The organism is Pontivivens ytuae (assembly GCF_015679265.1).
Taxonomy (GTDB): domain Bacteria; phylum Pseudomonadota; class Alphaproteobacteria; order Rhodobacterales; family Rhodobacteraceae; genus Pontivivens; species Pontivivens ytuae.
Genome location: NZ_CP064942.1, coordinates 1596192 through 1618682, shown reverse-complemented (window position 1 = coordinate 1618682; position 22491 = coordinate 1596192). Strand labels below are relative to the sequence as shown.

The following is a 22491-nucleotide window of genomic DNA, read 5'->3' as shown; positions in this document are numbered from 1 at the left end:
TGAGAGACCCCGCGATGCCCGGTGCCATACTGGTCGTTGGAGCCGCGCTGGTAAGCTGGTCAATCCTGCTTGTCGTCAGTCGGATCATCCTGGTCAATCTCGCGCTCGATCCCTGGCTCTTCACCTTCATCCAGATGATGGCGGGTGGACTGTTCCTGATGCTGGCCTCGGGTCGGACGCGTGGGGTCTGGCGCACCTTGGGCGAACCCATCACATGGCTCTACGGCTTCCTCCGTGTTGCAACGGCGGCCTTTTTTACGGCGGCGCTGCTCCACACCACGACTGCGAATGCGGCGTTCCTCGCCATCGTCTCGGTTCCCACCAGCGTGCTCGTCGTCTGGCTGGTGATGTCGCGAACGCCGCGGAGAGCGGAGTTGCCTGGACATCTCATCATCCTCGCGGGTCTCCTGCTGCTGGCCGCCTCGTTGGAGGGCGGGTTCCGTAATCCGGCTCTCATCCTGATGTTGCTTTCGGAACTGTGCGTGGTGCTCTCGACGCTGATTGCGGAGCTTCATCCCCAAAACCAAACCGACGATCGGCGGCAGCGCGCGGCGCTTACGGGAGCCATGCTTCTCGCAAGCGCAGGGGCGATGCTGGCCGCCGTGTTCGCGTTGGGAATGCTATCCCAGGCCTTCCCGGGCCTGACATGGCTGCTGCCGAACGATCTGGCCTGGATCGCTGATCCAACAGTTCTGCTGGATCCGGCGTTGTGGGTAGCCGCGATCCTGGTCGGCACACTCTTGCGCGGGCCGTCGATGTTTCTCGCGCTCATGGCCATCCACCGAGTGAAGACGACGAACTACCTCGCCGGGATGGCAGCCTTGCCGTTGACCAGCATGCTCTTTGAAGCCGTCGCAGCCGAAGCGGGGTGGCTCCCATTCGTCTCGATCATCACATGGAGCACCGGGTTCGGCGCCCTGATGATCCTTGGATCGCTCGCGGTATCCGCAGCACACAGTCAGCGTCCTGCTCCAGCGCGCGCTCACGTGGTTGGGACGGATCAGCGGCAACCCCGTTAGGTGAGAGGAGTTCTGCAACCACCTCGTCTCGTGTTCCATGCGGCCATCGGCGAGCAAGGTGGATTGAAAACCGGGCCTTTATCCGACTGATATACTCAGATATAGTGCACTGCAGAACGGCAAGCCGAACGCCAGCCGCAACAAGCAAGGCTTGAGGGCGCGCCGTTGGATCTCCGCCTACAGAATGCCGTTGTGCCAAAGCCGCGGGCTCCTGCGGGGCCTGTGGTCGATCTCAAGGCGGACTTGCGGGTCGAGAACCTGTCGGCGGGATATGGCGGCACCCCGGTGATCCACGAGATTTCGCTCGCGATCCCGAACGGCGCGCTGACGGCAATCGTCGGGCCGAATGGCTGCGGCAAGAGCACGGTGCTGAAGACGATGGCGCGGGTTCTCAAGCCGTCCATCGGCCGTGTGACGCTTTGCGAAGATGATATCCATTCCCTGCCCACACGGGCTGTCGCCCAGCGTCTCGCCCTGCTGCCGCAGGGGCCGATCGCGCCTGAAGGACTGCGCGTGCGTGAACTGGTGGCTCAAGGCCGGTTCCCGCACCAGTCGCTTCTGCGGCAATGGTCGCGTGACGACGCGCGGGCCGTGGATGCTGCCATGGCAGCGGCCGATGTCTCCGACATGGCCGACCGGCCCATCGAGTCCCTGTCCGGCGGCCAGAGACAGCGCTGCTGGATCGCGATGGTCCTGGCGCAAGAGACGCCTATTCTGCTTCTCGACGAGCCGACGACATTCCTCGATCTCAAGGTGCAGGTCGAGCTGATGACGCTTCTGCGCCGTATCGCGCATCACGAGGGTCGAACCCTCGTCATCGTCATGCACGAGTTGAACGTCGCCGCAGCGTTCGCCGACCGCCTTGTCATGATGCGCGGCGGGCGGATCGAAGTGGAGGGCGGCGTTGCCGACGTCTTCACCGAGCTTACGCTCAGAAGGGTTTTCGGTCTCGACGCGACGGTGCTCACCGATCCCGGCAGCGGGCGGCCTGTCTGCATTCCGAAGGTTGCGACATGATTGCCGTTCGCACCCTTCCCTGGATCGCTGCACTTGCGGCGCTGGCCTTCGCCTTTGGCTGGCACATCGCAGTGGGCGCGAAGACCATCCCGCTCGGCACAGTGTTGGACGCATTGGTCGCCTATGATGCGGGGACCTTCGATCATGTGGTCGTTCGCGACCTGCGGATGCCGCGCGCGCTGGTTGCGATCGGAGTAGGTGCAGCACTCGCGGTGGCCGGCGCGTTGATGCAGGGCGTCACCCGTAATCCACTGGCCGATCCGGGGCTGCTCGGCCTGCTGGTCGGGGCCTCCTTCGCGGTCGTTTTGTTTCATGGCTTCCTGGGATTGGGGGGTGCGGCTTCGATCCCGGTTTTCGCGGCCCTTGGTGCGCTTGGCGGCGCTTTGGTGGTGTGGGGCGTTGCCTCGGCCGCACCGGGCGGCGCGACACCGCTCACGCTGGTGCTGTCGGGGGCGGCGCTGACCGGGTTTCTGGGCGCGCTGATTTCCGTCCTGCACCTGATCGACGAGGAAAGCTTCGAGCAGCTTCGCGTCTGGCTCACCGGAACGCTGGCAGGACGTCGGATCGAGACCGCGCTCTGGGCCCTGCCATGGGCGCTTGCGGGACTGGGGGTCGCTCTTCTCTGCGCCCGCCAGGTCACGGCGCTCGCCATGGGGGAGGAGACGGCAACGGGCCTTGGCGTGGACGTCGGCAAACTGCAAGTCGCGGTCCTTTTCGCGGTCGTCGCCCTGACCGCAGCGGCGGTTGCCGTGGCAGGGCCGATGGGCTTCGTCGGGCTCGTCATCCCGCATGTCGTCCGGCTGTTCATCGGTCAGGACTACCGCCGCATCGTGCCGTGGAGCGCCTTTGCCGGCGCGCTCTACATGCTGATTGCCGATATCGCGGCGCGCCTGGTGCTGGCGCCGATCGAGATCTCGACAGGCCTTGTCACCGCCTTTCTCGGTGCACCGTTCTTCGTTTGGCTCGTGAGGGCGCGGCTATGACCGCCGAGGTTGTGGAGCGGCTGGAGGGCCCCCTCACCTTTCGCGTGCCAGCGAGGGCGCTGTCGGTGGTGGCGCTGTTGCTGTCCTCCAGCCTCGGTGTGCTGGTCGTGGCCCTGATGTCGGGCAGCTTCCCCCTGACAGCGGTTCAATCCATCGCCACCCTCTTCGGGGTCGCGCCGTCGGACACAGCGACGACGGTGGTCTGGGAGTTCCGCTTCCCACGCGCACTGGTTGCGGCGATGGCTGGCGCGTTGTTGGCGCTGTCCGGCGCGATCCTGCAAACGGTCACGCGGAATGCCCTTGCCGATCCGAGCCTCGTTGGCGTCAGTCAGGGCGCAGGGCTGGCCGTCGTCGCGACATTGATCGCCTTCCCTGAGACGCCGCCGGCGCTGCGCCCACTGCTGGCGTTCGGAGGTGCGCTGACGGTCGCCGTCGTGATCCTGTCGATCTCCGCCAGACGGGCGGGCGGCGCCACGATGCGCTTCATCCTCACCGGCATCGGTGTCGCTGCTTTCATATCAGCCTGTACGCAGGCGCTGCTGACCTATGGCGAGATCGACCGGGCGCTGGCGGCCCTTGGGTGGCTTGCCGGCTCCGTGCACGCGGCAGGCTGGGGCGAGGTGCGCAGTCTCGCCCTCGGCCTCGCCCTTCTTTCGCCGATCCTCATCTGGTCTGCGCGGCCCATGACTGCGCTTCGTATGGGCCCGGACGTAGCGGTCGGGCTCGGCGCATCCGTCCGGCGCGACCGGAACCTGCTGGTGATCGTATCGGTCGCGCTCGCGGCCCTGGCCGTCGCGGCAGTCGGACCTCTTGGGTTCGTCGGCCTCGTCGCACCTCATATCGCGCGGCGGCTTGCCCGGTCCGGGCCGGGGCTGCACCTCGTGCTCTCCGCATCTGCCGGGGCGCTGATGGTGAGCACGGCCGACCTTCTGGGTCGGTTGCTCTTTGCCCCGGTGCAACTTCCCGCAGGATTGGTCACAGCGGTGATCGGAGCGCCGGTCTTCGTCTGGCTCATCCTGCGATCTCAGGCGCGGAGCCAGCTATGACCAAGCCCGATCCCATTGCACCGGCCACGTTGGGCGGCGCAGATCCGAACCGGTTCTGCGCCGCCTATGCCCAGGCGGCAGGCACGCCGCTCGCGGGGATCGGCGCTCATCAGGAGCGAACGCTCTGGTTGCGCTGGCCCAAGGGGCGCTGGCGCCATTCACTGCGGATTGCCGATGGGATGGAAGGGGCCGTAGCAGACGGGCTGGAGGCCGTTTTCGCGGGCGGTCGGCGGGTCAACCTTATCGATCGCAAAGATGGTGCGGAGAACACGGTTCGCGCACTCCTCTTTCCGGAGAACGTCGGTATCGACGTCGTGCCCAAGGATCTGCCTGACGTCCTCGCCGCGATCGCTGCCGGTGACGAGCTTGGACGCTTCGGCCCGACACCGCTCCGGACACCGACGGTTTTTGTGTGCACCCATGGTGTTCACGATCGGTGTTGCGCCAAATGGGGTTTCGCTGCCTACAAGGCGCTGGCTGCCGCGGCCGGGGATCGTTTCGACGTCTGGGAGTGCACTCATCTGGGCGGCTGCCGCATTGCTGCAGGCGCGCTCGTCCTGCCGGTGCGGCGGAAATACGGGCGGATCACGCCCATCCATGCAGCCCCTCTGCTCGCTGCGGAGGCGGAGGATCGCCCCTACCTCCCCTGCTATCGCGGTGCATCATCACTGGACCCGATCGCGCAGGTGGCCGAGGTTGCCGGGCTGCGCGCCCTTGCCGAGGTCGGCATCTGGGGAACGGCCGATGTCGCCATTCTTGCAAGTCCGGAAGGCACGCCTCGCTTCAACGTCGAGGTGGCGGGGCGATGTGCGGAGGTCACGTTGGCTCGTGGCGAGGTAGCGGATCACGGTGCCTGCGTGGATCTGCATTCGGGCCAGGCTCCGGAGACACGCACCGTCTGGCGCGCGACCGAAGTCATCCTCCGGTCCCAGCCGTCGCCAGCGTCTACCACCTGAACCCAGCTAGCTCCGGAAAGACACGAAAGAACAAGCCATGCGCGCTCTCGCACCGCTTCTCGTTTCACTGCTTCCCTTCGCGGCCGCTGCGCAGGACTGCATCGACGGGCAACGAAGCTTCGATCATGCAGCCGGGACAAGTTGTGTTCCAGTAGACCCACAGCGGATCGTTTCACTGCACGACCAGAACGCCCTCTTGCCCTTGATGGAACTCGGGGTCGTTCCCGTCGCGAGCCTCGGGCACGTTCAGGCGGATGGGACGCGCGTTTTCCGGCGCATGGACGGCTATGATACGTCCGAGGTGGAATGGGTCGGATCCTACCGTGGCCCGATCGATCCCGAAGCAATCGCGGCGATGGAGCCGGACCTGATCGTCGCCTCGCCCTGGCCGCCCGAAGCACCCGAAATGCTTGGTGGCATTGCGCCGGTCGTTGTCATCGACATGTTCGAACAGCCCCTCGACGTCGCCTTGATGCAGTTCGCCGATCTCGTAAACCGAACGGAGCAGGCCGAAGCGTTGCAGGCTGATTTCGCGGCGAAGGCCGAGGCCGTCCGCATCGATCTCGGCGCTGCGCTGCAGACGACCACCACGTCGTTCCTGACTTACGCCGAGGAGGATGATCAATTCTATCCGGCCAACCCAACGCAGGCGCTCGGCATGGTGCTGCGCGCCCTTCAGCCCGTGCGCCCCGAGCCGGAACAGAACCTCGGCACGCAACGCGAATATCGCGCTATGGAGACGATCGGCGCGCATGAGGCGGACGTGATGTTCCAACTCGTCTTCGATGCGGATGACGGAGGCACCTCCGACGCGCATCAGGCCTTCACGAGCCACCCGCTCGTCGAAGTGCTGCCCGTGGCGCAGGCGGATCAGATCATCGCGCTCAACGGCATCGCGATGGTCGGATCGGCTTGGGGCAAGGCGATGAATGGCCTCGATCAGGTCGCCGCCGCGCTGACCGATCCGACGCTGAACCGGGAGCTTGTTGTCGAATGAACCCTCGTGGAACCGGAGCCACCACATGATCCGCATCGCAGCCATCGCAGTCATCGCGATACTTACCGGTCCTGCCGCCGCACAGGACTGTCCTCAGGACTTTCGTGCGTTCGAGCACGCGTTGGGATCTATCTGCATCCCACAGGTACCGCAGCGCATCGCGTCCCTGCGCGACGACTCGATCACGACCGCGCTGATGGATATCGATGCTCCCATCATCGCCACCGTCATGCGCGACGATCCGGAAGACGGGCATCGCTACGTGCGCGGCGCCTCAGACATCTTTGGCGAGGACGTCGTTGCAGCGGCGGATCTCATCGATCTGGGCAGTCACAATCCGCCGGATGTAGAGGCGGTGGCCACGGCGCGCCCCGATCTGATCATCGCACGGACATACCAGTCGGAGGCGGCGGACCAGTTGAACGCGATCGCTCCAACCGTCTTCATGCCCGATGTGCTCGATTTCTTCGGGAACCTGGAGTTCCTGGCCGATGCCGCAGGCGTCGCCGACGATTTTGAGGCGGAGCGCGCCCGATACGAGGCCCGGATCGCGGAGGCGCGAGACATCATAGGCAACCCCGGCGACATCACCGTCTCGCGCTTCGACATTTGGGAGGATGGGCTGTGGTACTACCCCGGCTGGGGCGCCATCGCGCAGGTCATTGAGGATATCGGCTTCGCAAAGCCGTCTGTGCAAGCTGACGCCACCGACAACATGAACGGTATCAGCGTCGAGCGGATGGCGGAGTTCGACGGCGACGTGCTGGTTGCCAGCCACGCTCCACGCTTCGGCCAGACGATCCCGAGGCTCACGACGCTCTGGGACGAGACCGCTCCCTTCTGGCGCAGCCTCGACGGTGAGGTCTACTGGTATAAGCGCGACATCCTCGTGGGCTACACCTTCGCGTCGCTCGACCGGTCCATCGACTTCCTAACCGCGCTCACAGCCGGGCGCGACTTCGACTGATCTCAACGGCGAGCCAGGGCGCACGCGCCTCAGCCAGCCTCCAAACCCGGAGGCCTTCATGACGTCGCTAGCTTGCACAATCGCGATCGCAGCGCTGCTGGCCCTACCTGCCGTCGCACAGGAGATGCGCAGCTATGAGGACGCGCTCGGCCGCATTGTCGACATTCCTGTCGATCCGCAGCGCATACAGTCGATGTATTCCGGCTCGGTTACTCCGCCACTCATCGAACTCGGCGCGCCTCTAGTCGGCAGCCAGGGGACCCTGGCCGAGGACGGCACGCCCTACCTGCGCATGGTCAGTACGGTCATGAAGATCGATTTCGACAATTCAGACATCGCCTTCACCCACGAAAGCGCTCCCGACTTCGAGGCGATCGCCGCGCTGGCACCGGACCTCATCATCGGTCTGGTTAGCAACGACGCAGATCACGTCGACCGGCTTCAGCAGATCGCCCCCACGGTCATGCTGGACGACAGCCAGAGCGGCCTGGAACTCTATCGCGACATCGCCGACGCCACGGGGCGGATCGACGAGTTCGAAGACCTGCTCGTCGACTATCACGCCCTTGTGGAGGATGCGCGTGGCTGGCTTGGCGATCATAGCTACACATACAGCAAGCTCGCCGCGTATGGCGGCGATCTGCATGTCTACGGCAACTTCGGTGCGCTCACGATCGCGCTCAACGACCTCGGCTTCGAACTGATCGGCGATGGCGTGGCCATGCGGGCGCGCGGCTCGACCTGGGATGGCGAAGTAATAAGCGCCGAAACGCTTCCCGACCAGGATGCCGATTTCGTATTCACCACCTTCCGGATCGATCAGGGACCTCAAGTGGGCCCCGTCTCGACGCTCGACGCCTTCGAAGAAGTGCTCCCGGGCTTTTGCGACCTGATGACGGCTTGTGCCGAAGGCCGCTTGATCGTCCTTCCGCTGGAACACGTGGCGCTGTCGTTCCGAACGTTGGATGCCAACATCTACTACATCGTCACCAATGTGGCCGGCCGGCCAGGGCTGGCGCCACCCGGATGAACACACCCCCCCGCCTTTCGGCTTCGTCCAACATCCGGAGATGACCAAGATGACCCGACTGATCCTTGCTTGCGCTATGCTTCTGGCCCTCCCCGCGTGGGCTCAGACGCGCGTCTTCACAGACCACCTCGAACGCACTGTCGAGATCCCTGTTGATCCACAGCGTGTTGTCTCGCTCGGCTCCAAGAATGTCACTGTGCCGATGATCGAGCTCGGCGTGATGCCCGTTGGCAGCCAGGGCACCATGCCGGAGAGTGGCGAACCCACGATCCGTGCGTCCGGCATTGCCACCGGCGTCGACTTCCACAACTCGGATATCGTTTATATCGGCGACTTTCCCGTCGATCTGGAGCTGATCGCCAGCCTCGCGCCCGATCTCATCGTCTGGCCCGATTGGCAGGACGAAGTCAGCCTTGACCAGCTTTCGCTGATCGCGCCCACCGTCGCTTACGAGACCGACGCCACGCTGCACGACGCGCAGGCCTTCTTTGCCGAGCTCTTCGGTCGGCATGAACGGCTGGCCGCAAACCGCGCCCGGTACGACGCACAGATCGCGCAGCTCTCCGGACTGATCCCCGCGGGCACGACCTACAGCGTGCTACATGGCCGAGAGGGCGAGTTCTGGACCTGCAAGCCCTATGGCAACCTCGAGCTCATCCTGCAGGACGCGGGCCTCGATCCGTCGTCCATCATTGCCGAGGCTGAGAGTGGCGCCTGCCCGCGCTTTTCCGCCGAGCGGCTGCAGGACTTCGACGCGGACTGGATCTTCACCACTTACCGGACGGACCGGGGCGAGACACCGCAGGACGCGCTTGCCGGGCTTGAGGATGTGTTTCCAGGTTTCTGCAACGCTTTGACCGCTTGCCGCGAGGGGCGTCACATCGTTCTGCCGCGGGAGGAGCTGACGACACCGTCCTATGACGCCGTGGGCGCCGCGATCTTCGCACTGACCACACTCCTCTCGAACCCCTATGCGCAGCCCGACATGGGTTCAGCCGGAGGGACAAGACCATGATGCGGGCTGCTCTCTTCGTTGCCTCCGTTTTCCTGATCGCCACTCCGGCGCAAGCACAGGACTGCGCTGATGGCGAGCGTGCGTTCTCGCATCTCGGCGGAACCGCCTGCATTCCAGCGAGCCCGCAGCGGATCGTCGGACTGCATGATCAGCAGGTCACACTCACCCTCGTAGAGATCGGAGCGCCGGTTGTCGGCAGCCACGGGCGGTTGGGCGATAACGGGCCCTTCATGCGCGGCGTGCGCCTTGTCCACGGGCTGGACTTCGAGAACTCCGGCATCGGATATATCGGGACCTTCGATGCCATGGACTTCGAGGCGATCGCAGCTCTCGAGCCCGATCTGATTATCGGCCGCGAGTGGGAGTTGGAGACGCGGGACAAGTTCGAGGCGATCGCCCCCACCGTCTTCATCCCCAACGACGTCGAGGACCCGCTCGCCTTTCCCCGCGGTGTCGCGGATGCCGCCGGACGCCTGGCAACATGGGAGCGGATGAACGCCGCCTTCGAGGCAACGTTGGAGCGGGCGCGGATGGCCCTCCCCGATGTGAGCGGCGCAACCTACGCCAAGATCCAGGGTTGGGAGGGCGAGCTCAACGTCTTTGCAGGCTATGGTGGCCTGACGCATATCCTCGGACAACTCGGTCTGGAGCGCGTTCCCCTAGCGCAGGAGATGGCTGATCGCGGTGTGGTCTGGGGCGAAATCGTCAGCCCGGAAGTGCTCTCCGATCTCGACGCCGACTTCCTGTTCGACACCTACACCATCGCCTACGGCGACACGCTGGCCGATCCTGCGGCTCGAATGGCTGAGGTGTTTCCGGCATGGTGCGAGATGCTGAGCGCCTGCGTAGAGGGCCGCTACATCGTGCTGCCGCGCGAATATGCCGGCGGCTTCTCTTTTGCTGAGCTCAATACCACCGTGCATCTCGCGACAACGCATATGGCGAGGAACCTTCCAGACTAACTGCTCGTGGTCGGTCTGGAAGAGTTGCCTTGAAAGCCCTTCATGAACCCTGCGATGCACAACTGCGCCTCTCGAAGCCAGCGTAAATTCCTGCAGAACCCACTGCCTTCAGCTACTATTCGCGACGGCACCCGAATGCTTCGACTACACTCCAGCCTGCAGTCCTTCTTGGAAAATGCAGAAGTGCTGACGCGCACTGATCGAGAGAAACTCGCCATTCTTCGATGACGATTTCAACATTGGCCAGAACTCTACTGGCTTCGGCCGCACAAGATGATCTGCGACAATTCAGCTTCCTCTATAAGTTAAGCTACTATCTCCGTGGCCGCCCATCAGAAAGAAAGAAATATTATGCGTGCGGCATCTCATCAATGCGAGTGCGGCAGCACATGCAGATGCGACAGGCCGGACCAGATGATCAGCATGCCGATGGCAGCGATCAAGGCGGCAGAGATCCAGGGAGCTGCCTGAAACAGGCCTTCGAAGCGCGACGTCCGAGCTGAGACGACACGCAGGCCGACTGCGGCCACGATGCCGATGGCGACCAGCGTGATCGCAAGGCCGATCGAGAATGCACTGACCAGAGTGATCCCCAGGGCCAGTTGTCCCAGGTGAAGGCACAGGATGAAGACCGTTATCGCTGCGGGACATGGGATGAGCCCGCCCGAGAGCCCGAAGAGGATCGTTTGCCAGGTCCCCGTTCGCCCGTCAGCGAGCCGCGCGCGGATTTCGGAGGCGTGGGCGCGCGCGTGGGCATCCATCTTCGGATCGTCGAGTTCCGCCGCTACGCTCTGGGCTGCCGTATGCTCGTGGTGGCCATGAGGATGTGTGCCGCGATCGTGGGCGTGGTGATGGTCGTGTGCCTGGTGGTGATGGTGACCTTCACGGTCATGCTCGTGTTCGTGTTCATGATGATGGTGCCCGCTTTTCGGGCGCATCACCTGCCACAACATCCAACCGGCGATACCCAGGACGAGAAGGCCCGAGACGATCATGAACCAGGGCTCAAGCTCTTCGCCGATCATCTCGTTTCCGACGGTCAGCGCGATAAGCGCCAGAACCCACACGATGATCGAGTGGCTGAACGCGGCCGAGATACCGAGCAGGATGGCTTGTTTCACCGTTCCATGGACCGCAATGATGTAGGCCGCCATCATGGTCTTCGAATGCCCCGGCTCCAGCCCATGGAGCGCCCCGAGAATGAGCGCGAACGCGAACAACAAAATGGGGTTGGCGCTCCCGGCCTCGATCATGTCGGTCAAGCTCATGGCGGCGCTCCTTCTTGAAAATCAGGCAACTTGAGCCGGCGGCAGCGTTCGTCCGACATTCATGATGACGACATGATCGGCGACGCGCTCCAGAAAAGTGCTGTCGTGGCTCACGACCAGGACCGCCGTTCCGCGTTCGGCCGCGTCGCGCAGAAGCTTGCCGACCAGCCATGTCGAAGGGCTGTCGAGCGCACTGGTCGGCTCGTCCGCCACGATCATCGCGGGGTCAGCGATGGTGGCGCGCGCAAGGGCCACGCGCTGGCACTGGCCTACCGAAAGTTCCGAAGGGCGCGCCTCAGGATCGATATTCTCGAGCCCGACACCAGCGAGGGCCGCTCGCGCGTCCTGTCGTCGGAGCCTCGCGGGCTTGCGCGGGCGTCTGGGCGCGGTAAGCGGCTCGGCAACCGACCGCCAAATCGGCCAGTGCGGCACAAGGCTTCCGACAGGGTCTTGGAAGACCGGCAGGATCGCGCCGGGTCTCGCCAGCGTCTCCGACCGCCAGATGTGGCCCCCGGTCGGGCGTTCGATCCCCATGGCCAGCCGGAGCAAGGTGGACTTGCCGCAGCCGGACGGGCCCTGGACACCGACGATCTGGCCTGCGCCGATCTCCAGATCGGTTTCGGCCAAGGCGTTTACCCGCCCGCTGTCGTAGCGCGCCGAGACCTTTGTCATGCGCAGGAGCGATGTTGGGGCGGCCCGGGTCGTGCGCGGCGGCAAGGGGGTCAATGCCGCGAGCAGGCGCTGCGTCTCGGGGTGCTTGGGGGCTGTTCCCAGTGATCCGGGCGTGCCCTCTTCCACCAAACGGCCCTCGTTCAGGACCCCCACCCGGTCGGCGTTGCGCAGGACCAGCCCGATGTCGTGGCTGATCAGCACGACCGCGGAGCCCAGCGACTTGAGCGCCGTCAGGACCGACTGGGCGCGGTCCGCGTCCAGCGCGCTGGTCGGTTCGTCGGCGATCAGAAGCGGCGGGATCAGGGCTCCGGCCGCCGCGATCGAGGCGCGTTGCAGCATGCCACCGCTCCAGGTGTGCGGGTGTTGCGCGATGCGGTCCTCTGCACCTACGACCCCGAGCCCCGCCAGCCGGGCTGCGATCTCGTCCCAGGAGACAGAGAGGCCGTGGCAGCGCCATGCCTCGGCAACATGGTCCTGCACCGGGCGCAGGGGATCGCAACTGGCCCATGGGTTCTGAGCGATGAAGCCCACCTGTCGGCCACGAACATCTCTCCACTGACTGCGGGTCGCCCCGACCATGTCCCACCCGTTGATCTGCATCCCACCTGCAATGGCGGTGCCCGAGCGATGCAGCCCGACGAGCGCCTTCGCTATGGTGGACTTGCCTGCGCCCGAAGCTCCAACGAGGGCAAAACACTCGCCTGCTTTCACGCGGAAGGATATCTCCCGCACCGGCGTGGCGCCGCCCGGATAGCTCACCGTCAGACCTTGGCAGGCCAGCACATGATCCATTCAGGCCTCCTCCGGACTGGCAACGTCTCGCAGTGCATTGCCGAGTAGATTGGCTGACAGCACCGAAAGGAAGATAGCCCCCGCCGGCGCGATGAGGAGCCAAGGTGCGATCGAAAAGAACAGCCGTGACTCCGCCAGAAGAGCGCCCCATTCAGCCGCGGGCGGCTGGACCCCGAGGCCCAGAAAGGAGAACCCCGAGATCGCGCCGATCATGCCGCCAAGCGCGAGCGTCGCGACAACGCCAACCTGAAGTGCGACCCCCGGCAGGATATGTCCCAGAACGATCCGCCACTGCGGGATCCCAGCCATCCGCGCCGCGATCACATGGGGCCTTCGCCGCGCATCGAGAGACAGCGACCGCGATAGCCGCGCATACCAGGCCCAGTCGGCAATGATGAGCGCGATCAGCAGGTTCAGGAAGCCGGGGCCAAGCAGACCAAGCACCGCAAAGGCGAGAACAAGGCCCGGAAGCGTCATGGCCACATCCGCGATGCGCATCAGCACTGTATCGGTCAAACCGCCTGTGAGCCCAGCCAGCGTGCCGACGACGAGGCCGATTGCGAACACCGCCCCGAGGACCATCAGAGCCGCGCCAATGGACCGGTGCGCGCCCTCCATGATCCGGCTGAACATGTCGCGACCGCTCGCATCGGTACCGAAGGGATGCGCAGCACTCGGACTCTGGAGGGCGTCGGCATAATCCGGCACATCGGGTGCGTGCGGTGTCCAGAACGCGCCCACCGTTGCAAAGAGCAGCAGCGCGAGCCCAATGAGCGCGCCCCAGCGTCCGGACCGGTGCCGCCAGAGCCGACGCAGGAGGCTCCGGTCCATGCTGTGCGGCAAGACCTCCGGCCGGGTGATGTCGAGCACGCTCATCCGGTCTGCCCCCTCAGCCGGGGATCGAGCACCAAAGCCACCAGATCCACTAGAAGCGCGGCGGTCACATAAGAGAGCGCGGCGATTAGCACATAGGCCTGGATCACCGGATAGTTGCGGGCCGTCAGCGCCTCCAACAGGTAAGCGCCAAGGCCCGGCCAGGTGAAGATCGCTTCGATCAGGGGCGCGCCTCCGATCAGCGCGCCGACGCTGACACCGATCGCGGTCAGGAAGGGCAGCAGCGCGTTAGGCAGCGCATGGCGCAGCAGGATCCGCCGCTCGGACGCACCGCGGGCGCGGGCCACCTCGGCATAGCCGCTCGCCATCGCCTCCAGCAGGCCCGCGCGCAACAGCTGGGTCCAGCTCGCGGCGCGGTCCAGCCCGATGATGAAGGCGGGGATCAACGCGGCGGACCAAGATGGCTCGGCAAGGACCCGGCCCATCTGGAAACCGACAACGACGAAGGTCAGCGCCAGCAGCGCGAAGACGAAGGTCGGCAGCGCCGCACCGATCTGTGTGTAGAGCCGGATGGCTTGGTCCGGCCAGCGGTCCCGATAGGCCGCCGCGATCAGGGCCAGCGCCAGCGAGAAGAGGATCGACACCACCAGCGCCAGTCCCAACAGCATCAGGGTGGCCGGCAATCGCTCCATGATCTCCTGCATGACCGGTGCCTGGCTGGTGAAGCTTTGTCCCAGATCGCCCCGAAAGACGCCGCCGAGCCAGTTCAGAAACTGGATAACAAGCGGGTCGTTCAGACCCAACTGTTCCCGCGCGGCGTCAATTTCCGCGGTCGTGAGGTCCTGCATCCCGCGCGCCAGCAGGACCCGTTCAGCCACATCACCCGGCGCGAGCGGCAGCAGTGCCCAGACGAGCACGCTGGCGGCGAGCGCCGTCAGGATCGCCTGGCCGATCCGTTTCGACGCGGCGACAAAGAGGCCGCCGTGCCGAATGGGTCGTGTGCGCGCCGTCACGGGTTCGGCGCCGTGTCCCACTTGATGTGGTTCCACGCAACAGCTGGGACATAGTCCGACCAGGCATCGCTCACGAGAGCACGCTCGATCAGGATCGTCGCGTTGAAGACGTAGGGATCGTCTTCGACGAGGATGGCCTGGATCTCGCGCAGCATCTCATAGCGGCTCTCCTCATTGACGGTGACATCAAGCGTTTCGATCAGCTCCTGAACGCGGTCGTTGCAATAGCCGCCGTAGTTCCGGTCCCCTTCGCAGGCGACGTAGCGGTTGAGAAACCCGCTGACCGACCCGACGGTGGCGGTACCCGTCGCGACCATGGCGAGATCCCACGCGACCAGATCGTTCATCGCCGCCTCGTTCACGTTGTCGACGGACATGATCTCGGAGGCGATGCCGATCTCGCGCAGGTAGGACTGCATCGCATTCGAAAGGGGCACCAGATCGGGCTGTTGGGGATAGATCATCAGTGTCACCGACAGCGTCTCGCCGTCCCGCGTCCGCGTGTCGCCGTCGCGGACCCAGCCGGCCGCGTCGAGGATCGCGTTCGCCTCCTCCGGATCGTGCCGATAGTTCTCTACCGCGAAGGGAAAGCGCGGATTGTAGAGGCCCGTCGCCGGGATCTTGGCGCCATGGAACACGTCGTTGGCGAGTTCCTCGTAGTTCACGGCGAGCATCACGGCCCGGCGCACGGCAACCTCTTCAAAGGCACCGTTGGTCACATCCATCACCGACAGGAAGCCACCCGTAGAGGGCGCGCCGAGGGCCAGATTGACGTTCGGTGTGGCAGCAAAGACCGGTGCCGCGGAAATCGGCGGGTAAAGCGCGATATCCACCTCGCCGTTCTGCACCGCGAGGATGCGGGCATTGGCGTCCGAGACAAAGCGCAGTTCGACCCCCTCCATCGCCGGCATACCGCGCCAGTAGCCGTCGTATCGCTCCGCGATCATGCGCTGATCGTCGAGATCGACGAGGCGATAGGGCCCGGTGTGGATGCCCGCCCCTTCGAGTGCCTCGAAGTCCTCGCCTGCCTCCAGCACCGGATCCACGTCGATGATCATCAGGCGGCTCTCATGGGCGAGGATGCTCGGAAGTTCGGGAACCGGCACCCCCGTCTCCACGGTGATCTCGCGCTCGCCGGTCTGGGTGAATGTCGCCTCCGCGGGAAGCACGGCCTGCGTCCCGCTGTTGCGCTCGCGGTGATAGGCGATGGCCTCGAGCACCGCGGGCACGTCCATCGCCGAGCCGTTCTGGAAGGTCACGCCGTCCCGGATCGTGATCACCCAAGTGGTGTCGTCCGTCCGTTCGAGGCTTTCGGCAAGCCAAGGCGTGATCGTGCCATCCGGCTGGAACTGCATGAGCAACTCGCCCTGCCCAAACTCCTGCATCCAGAAGCCCTGCTCGACCGGATCCATGGAGCGGATCTGAAAGCTCGTCGCCATGTTGATGATGTCGTCCGCAGCGGCCGGCAGGGCCGTCAGGGCGATCGCACCGCCGAGCAAGATAGGTTTGAGGATCATTGAGCTGCCTCCTGTTTGGGCGTGTGGGAGTCTCGAACCGCGCGGGCGGTGTGGAAGCGAAGGTCCTCGGCGGTGCCACCTTCGACCAGAACCTCGCGCACGAACCGGCGCGTCGCCTCCTGATCGGGTAAGCGATACCAGTGGCCATGCGGGTAAAGCGCGAGCACGGGTCCGCGATTGCAGGGATAGATGCAGCCGGTCCGGGTGGTCAGGCAGCGGTCGAAAACACCGGCGGCCTTGAGTTCGTCCTTCAGCATGTGGGTGAAGGGGGCCGCGCCGTGGATCGCGCAGCGGGGGCCGGTGCAGACCAGCAAGTGGAATTCGAAATCCGGCGGGTCGGTCCAGCCGGGCTTGCCAAGGCGCGGCGCGACATCCGCGATCGGCTGTGCGGGGTCGGGATGCGCCAATGTCGCAGAGGCAAAGGCCAGCAGCGCCTCGGCATCGGTTGCCGGGTCCGGACCCAGTTCCAGCCAAGTGTCGGCATTCTGCCCGCGCGTCCGCCAGTCCGCCATCACGCCGGGCAGCCAGGACATCAGGCTTTCGGGGAACGGGACGCCGAGCGGTTGCACTCTGATCCGCCGATGCCCCTCGGCCCGCATCTCGTCCAGCGCATCGATCAGGCTGGGTCCAGTCTCCTCCAGCCGGATCAGACGGGCGAGGCCCGTGGCCGCGCCCGCAGCGGCGGTTTCGAGACGGTCGAGCGCTCGCTTGCTCAGCGTGTAGGCAGAGACGACGAACAGCACCGCATCAGCACGTGCTGAGCCATGCATATTGCCTAAGTGGTCATTGAGTGGCCCCATCCCGCCCTCCGCAGCGATGCGCGGGGCCAGGGAAGTCCGGTCATGTAACGGGCCAGGGCCTTCGTATCCATCTCGGTTCTCCTTCCGGGACACCCCGCCCGGGTCGAGTTGCATTGCGGCGTCACCGACGCCCGAGATGGCAGGTCTCCTGACTCGCGGGTCAAAGCTCTCCCGAACCTTCCCAAGCCCCTTCAATCCGGGGCCCAGTGGCCTTTTTCGGGTCGCTCACCGCCTACAGTTGCGGGGGCAGTCACGGAGTTGGCGCATGATGGCTGCACCGCACCGTGTTCCCATTTAATCTCACCGACTTAACGCCGCCGAGAACCATCGCGGACAGCTAATTCCAGCACCGTGAAAAGGTCAAGGATGTTCAGTCCGGCGGTATGGTGTGGGGCCGTTATCGGAGAAGGAGCGAAAACCGAACCTATGCAGCAAACGGCGACTTCCGCGTCGATCGGCTTCGCCTGCCGCGATCTGTCTCCACTGCTCCAACCTCCCGCGTCCAGTTTTTCGAAGTAGCACGGTGAGCCTGCGGATCGTGTTGGAAACACAAGGGTGCCTCTCGCACCGTCGCGGAGGCGTCCGAGCGTCAGCAGACGTGCGAACGTAGTGAGGCCAATCTCGACGAAAACAGTCTGGCTAAATGTTATAAAGTAACATACGCAGTGACCCACGAGGCTCGCAGACCAGGATCGGGGACCCACAACATGCTTATTCACTCCACTCCCACTTCGGCGAGGACACGCAGCCTCCTGGGGGCCGGGCTCGCGGCAGCACTGGTTCTGTCAGCCGGTGCGGTCGGCGCCGAAGGCCGTGAGATGATCATCGCCTCACCCTTCGGCCCTGCCAGCGACGTGCCGGATCCGCGCGCGCGCCAAAACGGTTGGCTCGCAAACCGGGCGGGCGTCTCCGAGACGCTGATCGGCCTCGACTACGAAATGAACATGATCCCGCGTCTGGCCGCGGCGTTCGAGAACGTTTCGGAGACGGAATGGCGCATCACGCTTCGCGACGACGTGCTCTTTCACGACGGCACGCCGATGACAGCCGATGCGGTGCGCGACAGCCTCTCGAAGTTGAGTGAGGAAGGGCATCCGGGCCACAATCCGCGCCTCGCCTCGTTGCTGGGCATATCCGAGATAGAGGTTGTGGACGACCTGACGTTGATCTTCCGTACCGAGACGCCGAACTCGGCCTTCCTCTGGTCGCTGACCGAGCCCTCGGCCGCGGTGCTGCGGGAAGGCACGGAAGCGATGCCGATCATCGGCACGGGCCCCTTCGTGTTCGACATGGCCGAGACCGACAAGACCTACCAAGTGACCGGCTTCGCCGATTACTGGGGCGGCGCGCCCAAGCTGGATCGGCTCGTGATCGACGCCATCGTAGATCCGTCGGTGGCCGCCCTCGCCCTCCAGGCGGGTGATGTGGATCTCGTGACAAACTATCCCGAGCCGGACTTCGCCGCCCTTAAGGAAGAAGGCGGTGCGCAGCTTTTCTCGACAGCGACGGGGCGGCTCTTTTTCATTCAGGCCCGCGTCAACGACGGCCCGCTGGCGAACGACACGCTGCGCGAGGCGGTCTCTCTGGCGCTCGACCGCGACACGATCGTGGCGGCGGCGCTGGTCGGCGTCGGCGGTCAGGTCGCGCACGGCATCTTCCCGGATACGATGGCGTCCTGGGCAAATACAGACCTCAGCCTGGCCTACGACCCGACGGCGGCCATGGCGATGCTGGACGAGGCGGGCATCGTCGACACCGACGGCAACGGGATCCGAGAGCTCGACGGTGAGGACATCGTCCTCCAGATGCGGAGCTATGAGGGACGTCCTGCCCTGCGCCCGACGCTGGAGATCAGTCAGGCAATGCTGACCCAGATCGGTCTGGGCGTCGAGATCGCCATGGGCGAGTGGGGCGCCAACAATGACGCGCTTCAGGCGGGCGAGATTGACATGCATCTTCAGGCTTGGGGCACCGCACCGCAGGGAGACCCGGACTACTTTCCCTCCACGCTGGTCGCAACCGGGGGCAGCTACAACGTCGGTGGTTACTCGAACCCGGCGCTCGACGCGCTGCTGGAAGAGGGGCGCAGCCTGTTCGAGACGGAGGCGCGGCAGCCGATTTACGCGGAGGTGCAGGCCATCCTGAACGACGACCTGCCGCTGATCCCCCTCTTTCACAAGACGCAGGTCTCGGTCGGCAACGGGCGCGTCGAAGGCTACCGCATCCACCCGGCCGAAACCTACCTCGCAACACCGGACCTGACGGTTGTCGAGTAAGGCGCATCCGCTTCTGAAGATCGATGCCCTGTCCGCCGAGATCGGCGGGCGGGGCGTCCTGTATGACATCAATCTGGAGGTCGGACCCGACGACTGGCTCGCCATCGTCGGCGGGTCGGGTGCGGGCAAGTCGACCCTGCTACGCGCGATGATCGGGCTGCGGCGCCCGGCTGTGCCGACTGCCGGGACGATCGACTTTGACGGGACCCCCTATACCGTCACAGGGCGCGGCGCTGCGCGGCCGGGCGGCATGGCTTTCGTACCGCAGAGCCCTGCCCACGGCTTCGACCCGCTGCGTCGGCTCCGCTGGCAACTCGCGCAACTGCAACGCCGGCTTGGCGCACGGAGCGACGTCGCCGCGCTGCTCGACACGCTTGCCTTGCCCGATCCTGGTCCGCGCTATCCCCACCAGTGGAGCCGCGGGATGCAGCAGCGGCTGCTGCTCGCCATGGCCCTGATGGGCGACCCCAGGCTTCTGCTCCTGGACGAACCGACCTCGGCGCTCGACCCCGTCGTCGCGGCCCGCGTCCTGCAGGAGGTCGGGCGCTTGGCCGAGCAACGGGGCTTCGCGGTGGTGATGGTGACGCACGACCTCGCCTTGGCCGCGCGCTATGCGACGCGGATCGCCATCATGGAGGGCGGGCGCATCGTCGAGGCGGGACCGGCCGCGGCCGTGCTGACCCGCCCTGCCACCCCGTATGCGCGTGAACTGGTGACGCATCGACATTGGCATACGGCGGAGACGCAGCATGTCGCCGTCTGAGCCGATCCTTTCGGTCGAGGGTCTGACTGTCCGGGTCGGCACCGCGACCTTGCTGCACGACGTCTCCTTTGACGTTGCACGGGGCGAGATGCTTTGCGTCATCGGTGAAAGCGGAGCGGGCAAGTCGACGCTGCTAAAGGCGATGCAGGGGCTGATGCCGGCAGACTGCCGCCGCTTCCGCTTCGCGCCCGGGGGCATCGACGTCTCTGGCGCGATGCCCGATCAGATCGGCCTGCCGCGGACCCGCTGGGTGATGCAGGACCCGCTCGCCGCTCTGAACCCGCGCCAGACCCTTGGCCGCTCCATCGCCGAAAGCCTGCACCGCCATGCCATGACGGCCGAGCAGAGACGGGCCGCCACGCTGGACGCGTTGGCCGAGGCCGAGCTGTCGCCCGAATTCCACGACCTACTGCCTGGTCAGGTCTCGCTGGGCCAGGCGCAGCGAGCCTGCCTCGCACGGGCCCTAGTCGCGAAACTGGAGCTGATTTTCTTCGACGAGCCGCTCAGCACGCTCGACGCGCTGGTACAGAAGAAGATCGCGTATCGCATGGACGCGCTGCGCCGTCAGAGTGGGGCCGCCTTCGTCTTCGTCACCCACGACATTGGGTTCGCCGAGGCCTATGCTGACCGCGTCCTCGTCCTGAAGGACGGGCGTGTCGAGGCCAGCCAGACACGCTCAGCCTTTTTCGCCGCCCCGGCCAGCGCCTATGCGCGCGCGCTGATCGACGCCGCGGAGACCTTGGGCGCACTGCGCACGCAGGAGGCGGCAGAATGAAGGCGGCCGCGTCGCGCATCGCGGGGCTGGTGGCGGTCCTGGTCAGCATCAGCGTGATCACATTCACGCTCAACTACTTCGCACCTGGCGACAAGGCGATGATCATCGCCGCCGCTTTCTACCCCGATGCGACCGGCTTTCCTGACGCGCTGCTTCAGCAAATCCGCGAGGAGCACCGCCTCGGCGACCCGTTCCTTGCGCAATACGGCCAATGGGTCGCCAACCTGCTGCGGGGTGACTTCGGCACCTCATACACCTCCGGCGCTCCCGTTTGGGACGTCTTCCTCGGCAGCCTCGGGGAGACCGTCGCACTGACCCTCTCGGCGCTCGGCCTCGGCTTGACGGGCGCTGTCCTGCTGGCGGGCCTCGCCGTGCGCAACCCCGGCACGCTGATCGATCGCTTCGCCATTTTCGTCGCCTCCATCGGGGCGGCGATACCGGGCTATTGGCTGGCGCTCCTGTTGATCATGGGCGTATCGGTCCATCTCGGCTGGCTGCCCGCCTACGGCACCGGCACGCCCGCACATCTGGTGCTGCCGGCCTGCACGCTTGCGCTCTGGGTGATGGCGTCGCAAACGCGGCTTCTGCGCAGCTTCCTGCTCGACGCCTATGCCCAGCCTTTCATCGAGACGCTGCGCCTGCGCGGCATCTCGGAACGCGAGATCTTCCTGTCCCATGTCATCCCGCATGCTCGCATCCCGGCGCTGACGATGATCGGATTGGACCTCGCCTCACTCCTTGAAGGCGCGGTGATCGTGGAGCTGGTCTTCTCACGCGCGGGTCTCGGCTCGCTGCTGGCGGCGTCGGTGCTATCGCGCGACCTGCCGATGACGATGTTCCTCGTGATGTTCTTCGCCACGACCTACGTGGTCATCAACACGGCCATCGACGCGGTGCAGGCCCTCGCCGATCCACGGACGCGCCCTGCGGAGGTGGCACGGTGACGGTGCTCAGGCTACCCGCCGCGGCGCCGCGCGCGCCGATCAGCCTATTCGCCCGCCGCACGGCCTTGGCGATGGCCGTCCTTGCGACGCTCGTCGCGTTGGCGCTGTGGCTGACGCCCTACGCGCCGGGGGATGTGGACTTCCTCGACCGCCTGTCTTCCCCGAACGCCGACCACTGGTTCGGCACGGACCATCTGGGACGGGACATAGGCACGCGGCTGCTGCACGGCGCGGTCTGGTCGCTGGGCCTGTCGCTCGCCATCGCTACAGTCGGGCTGCTGGTCGGCACCGCCGTGGGACTGGTCGCCGCTCGCGCAGGCCGCGCGGGCGACTTCGCCCTGATGCGCGTCACCGACAGCTTCTTCGCCTTCCCTGAACTGATCGCCGCCGTCGCCTTCGCCGGGCTCTTCGGCCCATCGACGACGAACCTCGTCATCGCGCTCTCCGTCGTCAGCTGGATGAAGTTCGCTCGGCTCGCGCGGAGCCTCGCGCACGGCCTGAATGAGCGGGACTTCGTGATCCAAGCGCGCCTCAACGGCCTGCCAGCAACGTTGATCATATGGCGGCACGTCCTGCCGAACGTGATCCCCTCGCTACTGGTTCTCTGGACGAACACCTGGTCGCGCACGATCCTGGCCGTGTCAGGGCTCAGCTTCCTGGGCTTCGGCGTGCAACCGCCCACGGCGGAGTGGGGCGCGATGCTGCTCGACGGCAAGCCTTATATGCAGACGGCGCCACACGTGATGATCTTTCCGGGGCTTGCCGTCCTCCTCTCAGTGCTGGTGATCAACCTCGTCGGAGATCGCCTCCGCGACATCGTCGCTGCGCAGGAGGCGCGCTAGCAC

General features: G+C 65.4%; 21 protein-coding genes and 1 riboswitch. Of the genes, 15 read left to right on the top strand and 6 right to left on the bottom strand.

The genetic code is table 11. The features are described from left to right. Nucleotides 1-14 precede the first annotated feature (14 nt). The 10 genes from I0K15_RS07870 to I0K15_RS07825 all read left to right on the top strand — a co-directional run bounded on the left by I0K15_RS07870 (nt 15) and on the right by I0K15_RS07825 (nt 9992). On the top strand, nt 15-1019 hold the full coding sequence (locus I0K15_RS07870) for a translation-associated GTPase (protein ID WP_196104895.1): 1005 nt from the start codon (nt 15-17) through the stop codon (nt 1017-1019). 222 nt (nt 1020-1241) lie between these two features. Further along, nucleotides 1242-2036: an ABC transporter ATP-binding protein gene (locus tag I0K15_RS07865; RefSeq protein WP_230374345.1), complete on the top strand. Its 795-nt coding sequence runs from the start codon at nt 1242-1244 to the stop codon at nt 2034-2036. Next, on the top strand, nt 2033-3019 hold the full coding sequence (locus I0K15_RS07860; RefSeq protein WP_196104894.1) for a FecCD family ABC transporter permease: 987 nt from the start codon (nt 2033-2035) through the stop codon (nt 3017-3019). Before I0K15_RS07865 ends, I0K15_RS07860 begins: the two co-directional genes overlap by 4 nt. Beyond that, the gene (locus I0K15_RS07855) at nt 3016-4065 is read left to right on the top strand and encodes a FecCD family ABC transporter permease (protein ID WP_196104893.1); all 1050 of its coding nucleotides are present in this window, start codon (nt 3016-3018) and stop codon (nt 4063-4065) included. Before I0K15_RS07860 ends, I0K15_RS07855 begins: the two co-directional genes overlap by 4 nt. Continuing rightward, the gene (locus I0K15_RS07850) at nt 4062-5021 is read left to right on the top strand and encodes a sucrase ferredoxin (protein WP_196104892.1); all 960 of its coding nucleotides are present in this window, start codon (nt 4062-4064) and stop codon (nt 5019-5021) included. Before I0K15_RS07855 ends, I0K15_RS07850 begins: the two co-directional genes overlap by 4 nt. A gap of 37 nt (nt 5022-5058) precedes the next feature. Further along, a complete protein-coding gene (locus tag I0K15_RS07845) occupies nt 5059-6018 on the top strand; it encodes an ABC transporter substrate-binding protein (protein ID WP_230374344.1) in 960 nt (319 codons plus the stop codon). Between the two features lie 25 nt (nt 6019-6043). Further along, nucleotides 6044-6985: an ABC transporter substrate-binding protein gene (locus tag I0K15_RS07840; protein ID WP_196104890.1), complete on the top strand. Its 942-nt coding sequence runs from the start codon at nt 6044-6046 to the stop codon at nt 6983-6985. 58 nt (nt 6986-7043) lie between these two features. Next, nucleotides 7044-8015 (top strand): ABC transporter substrate-binding protein, encoded by a 972-nt coding sequence (locus I0K15_RS07835; protein ID WP_196104889.1) that lies wholly within the window; start codon nt 7044-7046, stop codon nt 8013-8015. Nucleotides 8016-8091: 76 nt separating this feature from the next. Beyond that, nucleotides 8092-9030 carry an ABC transporter substrate-binding protein gene (locus I0K15_RS07830; protein WP_230374343.1) on the top strand — a complete coding sequence of 313 codons (939 nt, stop codon included), beginning with the start codon at nt 8092-8094 and terminating at the stop codon, nt 9028-9030. Beyond that, entirely contained in the window at nt 9027-9992 is a 966-nt protein-coding gene (locus tag I0K15_RS07825; protein WP_196104887.1) for an ABC transporter substrate-binding protein, read from the top strand. The genes I0K15_RS07830 and I0K15_RS07825 overlap by 4 nt, the downstream gene beginning before the upstream one ends. A gap of 368 nt (nt 9993-10360) precedes the next feature. Here I0K15_RS07825 and I0K15_RS07820 read toward each other — a convergent pair whose 3' ends face one another. The 6 genes from I0K15_RS07820 to I0K15_RS07795 are packed head-to-tail and all read right to left on the bottom strand — an operon-like array spanning nt 10361 to nt 16858. After that, nucleotides 10361-11260: a nickel/cobalt efflux transporter gene (locus tag I0K15_RS07820; RefSeq protein ID WP_230374342.1), complete on the bottom strand. Its 900-nt coding sequence runs from the start codon at nt 11258-11260 to the stop codon at nt 10361-10363. Between the two features lie 21 nt (nt 11261-11281). Then, nucleotides 11282-12724: an ABC transporter ATP-binding protein gene (locus tag I0K15_RS07815; protein ID WP_196104886.1), complete on the bottom strand. Its 1443-nt coding sequence runs from the start codon at nt 12722-12724 to the stop codon at nt 11282-11284. Beyond that, nucleotides 12725-13600: an ABC transporter permease gene (locus tag I0K15_RS07810; protein ID WP_230374341.1), complete on the bottom strand. Its 876-nt coding sequence runs from the start codon at nt 13598-13600 to the stop codon at nt 12725-12727. After that, on the bottom strand, nt 13597-14571 hold the full coding sequence (locus I0K15_RS07805; RefSeq protein ID WP_230374340.1) for an ABC transporter permease: 975 nt from the start codon (nt 14569-14571) through the stop codon (nt 13597-13599). The genes I0K15_RS07810 and I0K15_RS07805 overlap by 4 nt, the downstream gene beginning before the upstream one ends. After that, a complete protein-coding gene (locus I0K15_RS07800) occupies nt 14568-16088 on the bottom strand; it encodes an ABC transporter substrate-binding protein (protein WP_196104885.1) in 1521 nt (506 codons plus the stop codon). The genes I0K15_RS07805 and I0K15_RS07800 overlap by 4 nt, the downstream gene beginning before the upstream one ends. Beyond that, complete coding sequence (locus I0K15_RS07795; RefSeq protein WP_196104884.1) at nt 16085-16858, bottom strand: (2Fe-2S) ferredoxin domain-containing protein; 774 nt, start codon at nt 16856-16858, stop codon at nt 16085-16087. The genes I0K15_RS07800 and I0K15_RS07795 overlap by 4 nt, the downstream gene beginning before the upstream one ends. 151 nt (nt 16859-17009) lie before the next feature. After that, nucleotides 17010-17232, bottom strand: a riboswitch (cobalamin riboswitch). A 474-nt stretch (nt 17233-17706) separates the two neighbouring features. Here I0K15_RS07795 and I0K15_RS07790 point away from each other — a divergent pair. From I0K15_RS07790 to I0K15_RS07770, 5 genes are read left to right on the top strand one after another with little or no spacing between them, the layout of a single operon-like run. Continuing rightward, the gene (locus tag I0K15_RS07790; RefSeq protein WP_230374339.1) at nt 17707-19164 is read left to right on the top strand and encodes an ABC transporter substrate-binding protein; all 1458 of its coding nucleotides are present in this window, start codon (nt 17707-17709) and stop codon (nt 19162-19164) included. Beyond that, on the top strand, nt 19154-19927 hold the full coding sequence (locus tag I0K15_RS07785) for an ABC transporter ATP-binding protein (protein WP_230374338.1): 774 nt from the start codon (nt 19154-19156) through the stop codon (nt 19925-19927). Before I0K15_RS07790 ends, I0K15_RS07785 begins: the two co-directional genes overlap by 11 nt. Next, nucleotides 19914-20702 carry an ABC transporter ATP-binding protein gene (locus tag I0K15_RS07780; protein WP_196104882.1) on the top strand — a complete coding sequence of 263 codons (789 nt, stop codon included), beginning with the start codon at nt 19914-19916 and terminating at the stop codon, nt 20700-20702. The genes I0K15_RS07785 and I0K15_RS07780 overlap by 14 nt, the downstream gene beginning before the upstream one ends. Next, a complete protein-coding gene (locus I0K15_RS07775; RefSeq protein ID WP_196104881.1) occupies nt 20699-21646 on the top strand; it encodes an ABC transporter permease in 948 nt (315 codons plus the stop codon). The genes I0K15_RS07780 and I0K15_RS07775 overlap by 4 nt, the downstream gene beginning before the upstream one ends. Then, on the top strand, nt 21643-22488 hold the full coding sequence (locus I0K15_RS07770; protein ID WP_230374337.1) for an ABC transporter permease: 846 nt from the start codon (nt 21643-21645) through the stop codon (nt 22486-22488). The genes I0K15_RS07775 and I0K15_RS07770 overlap by 4 nt, the downstream gene beginning before the upstream one ends. The last annotated feature ends 3 nt before the right edge of the window (nt 22489-22491 follow it).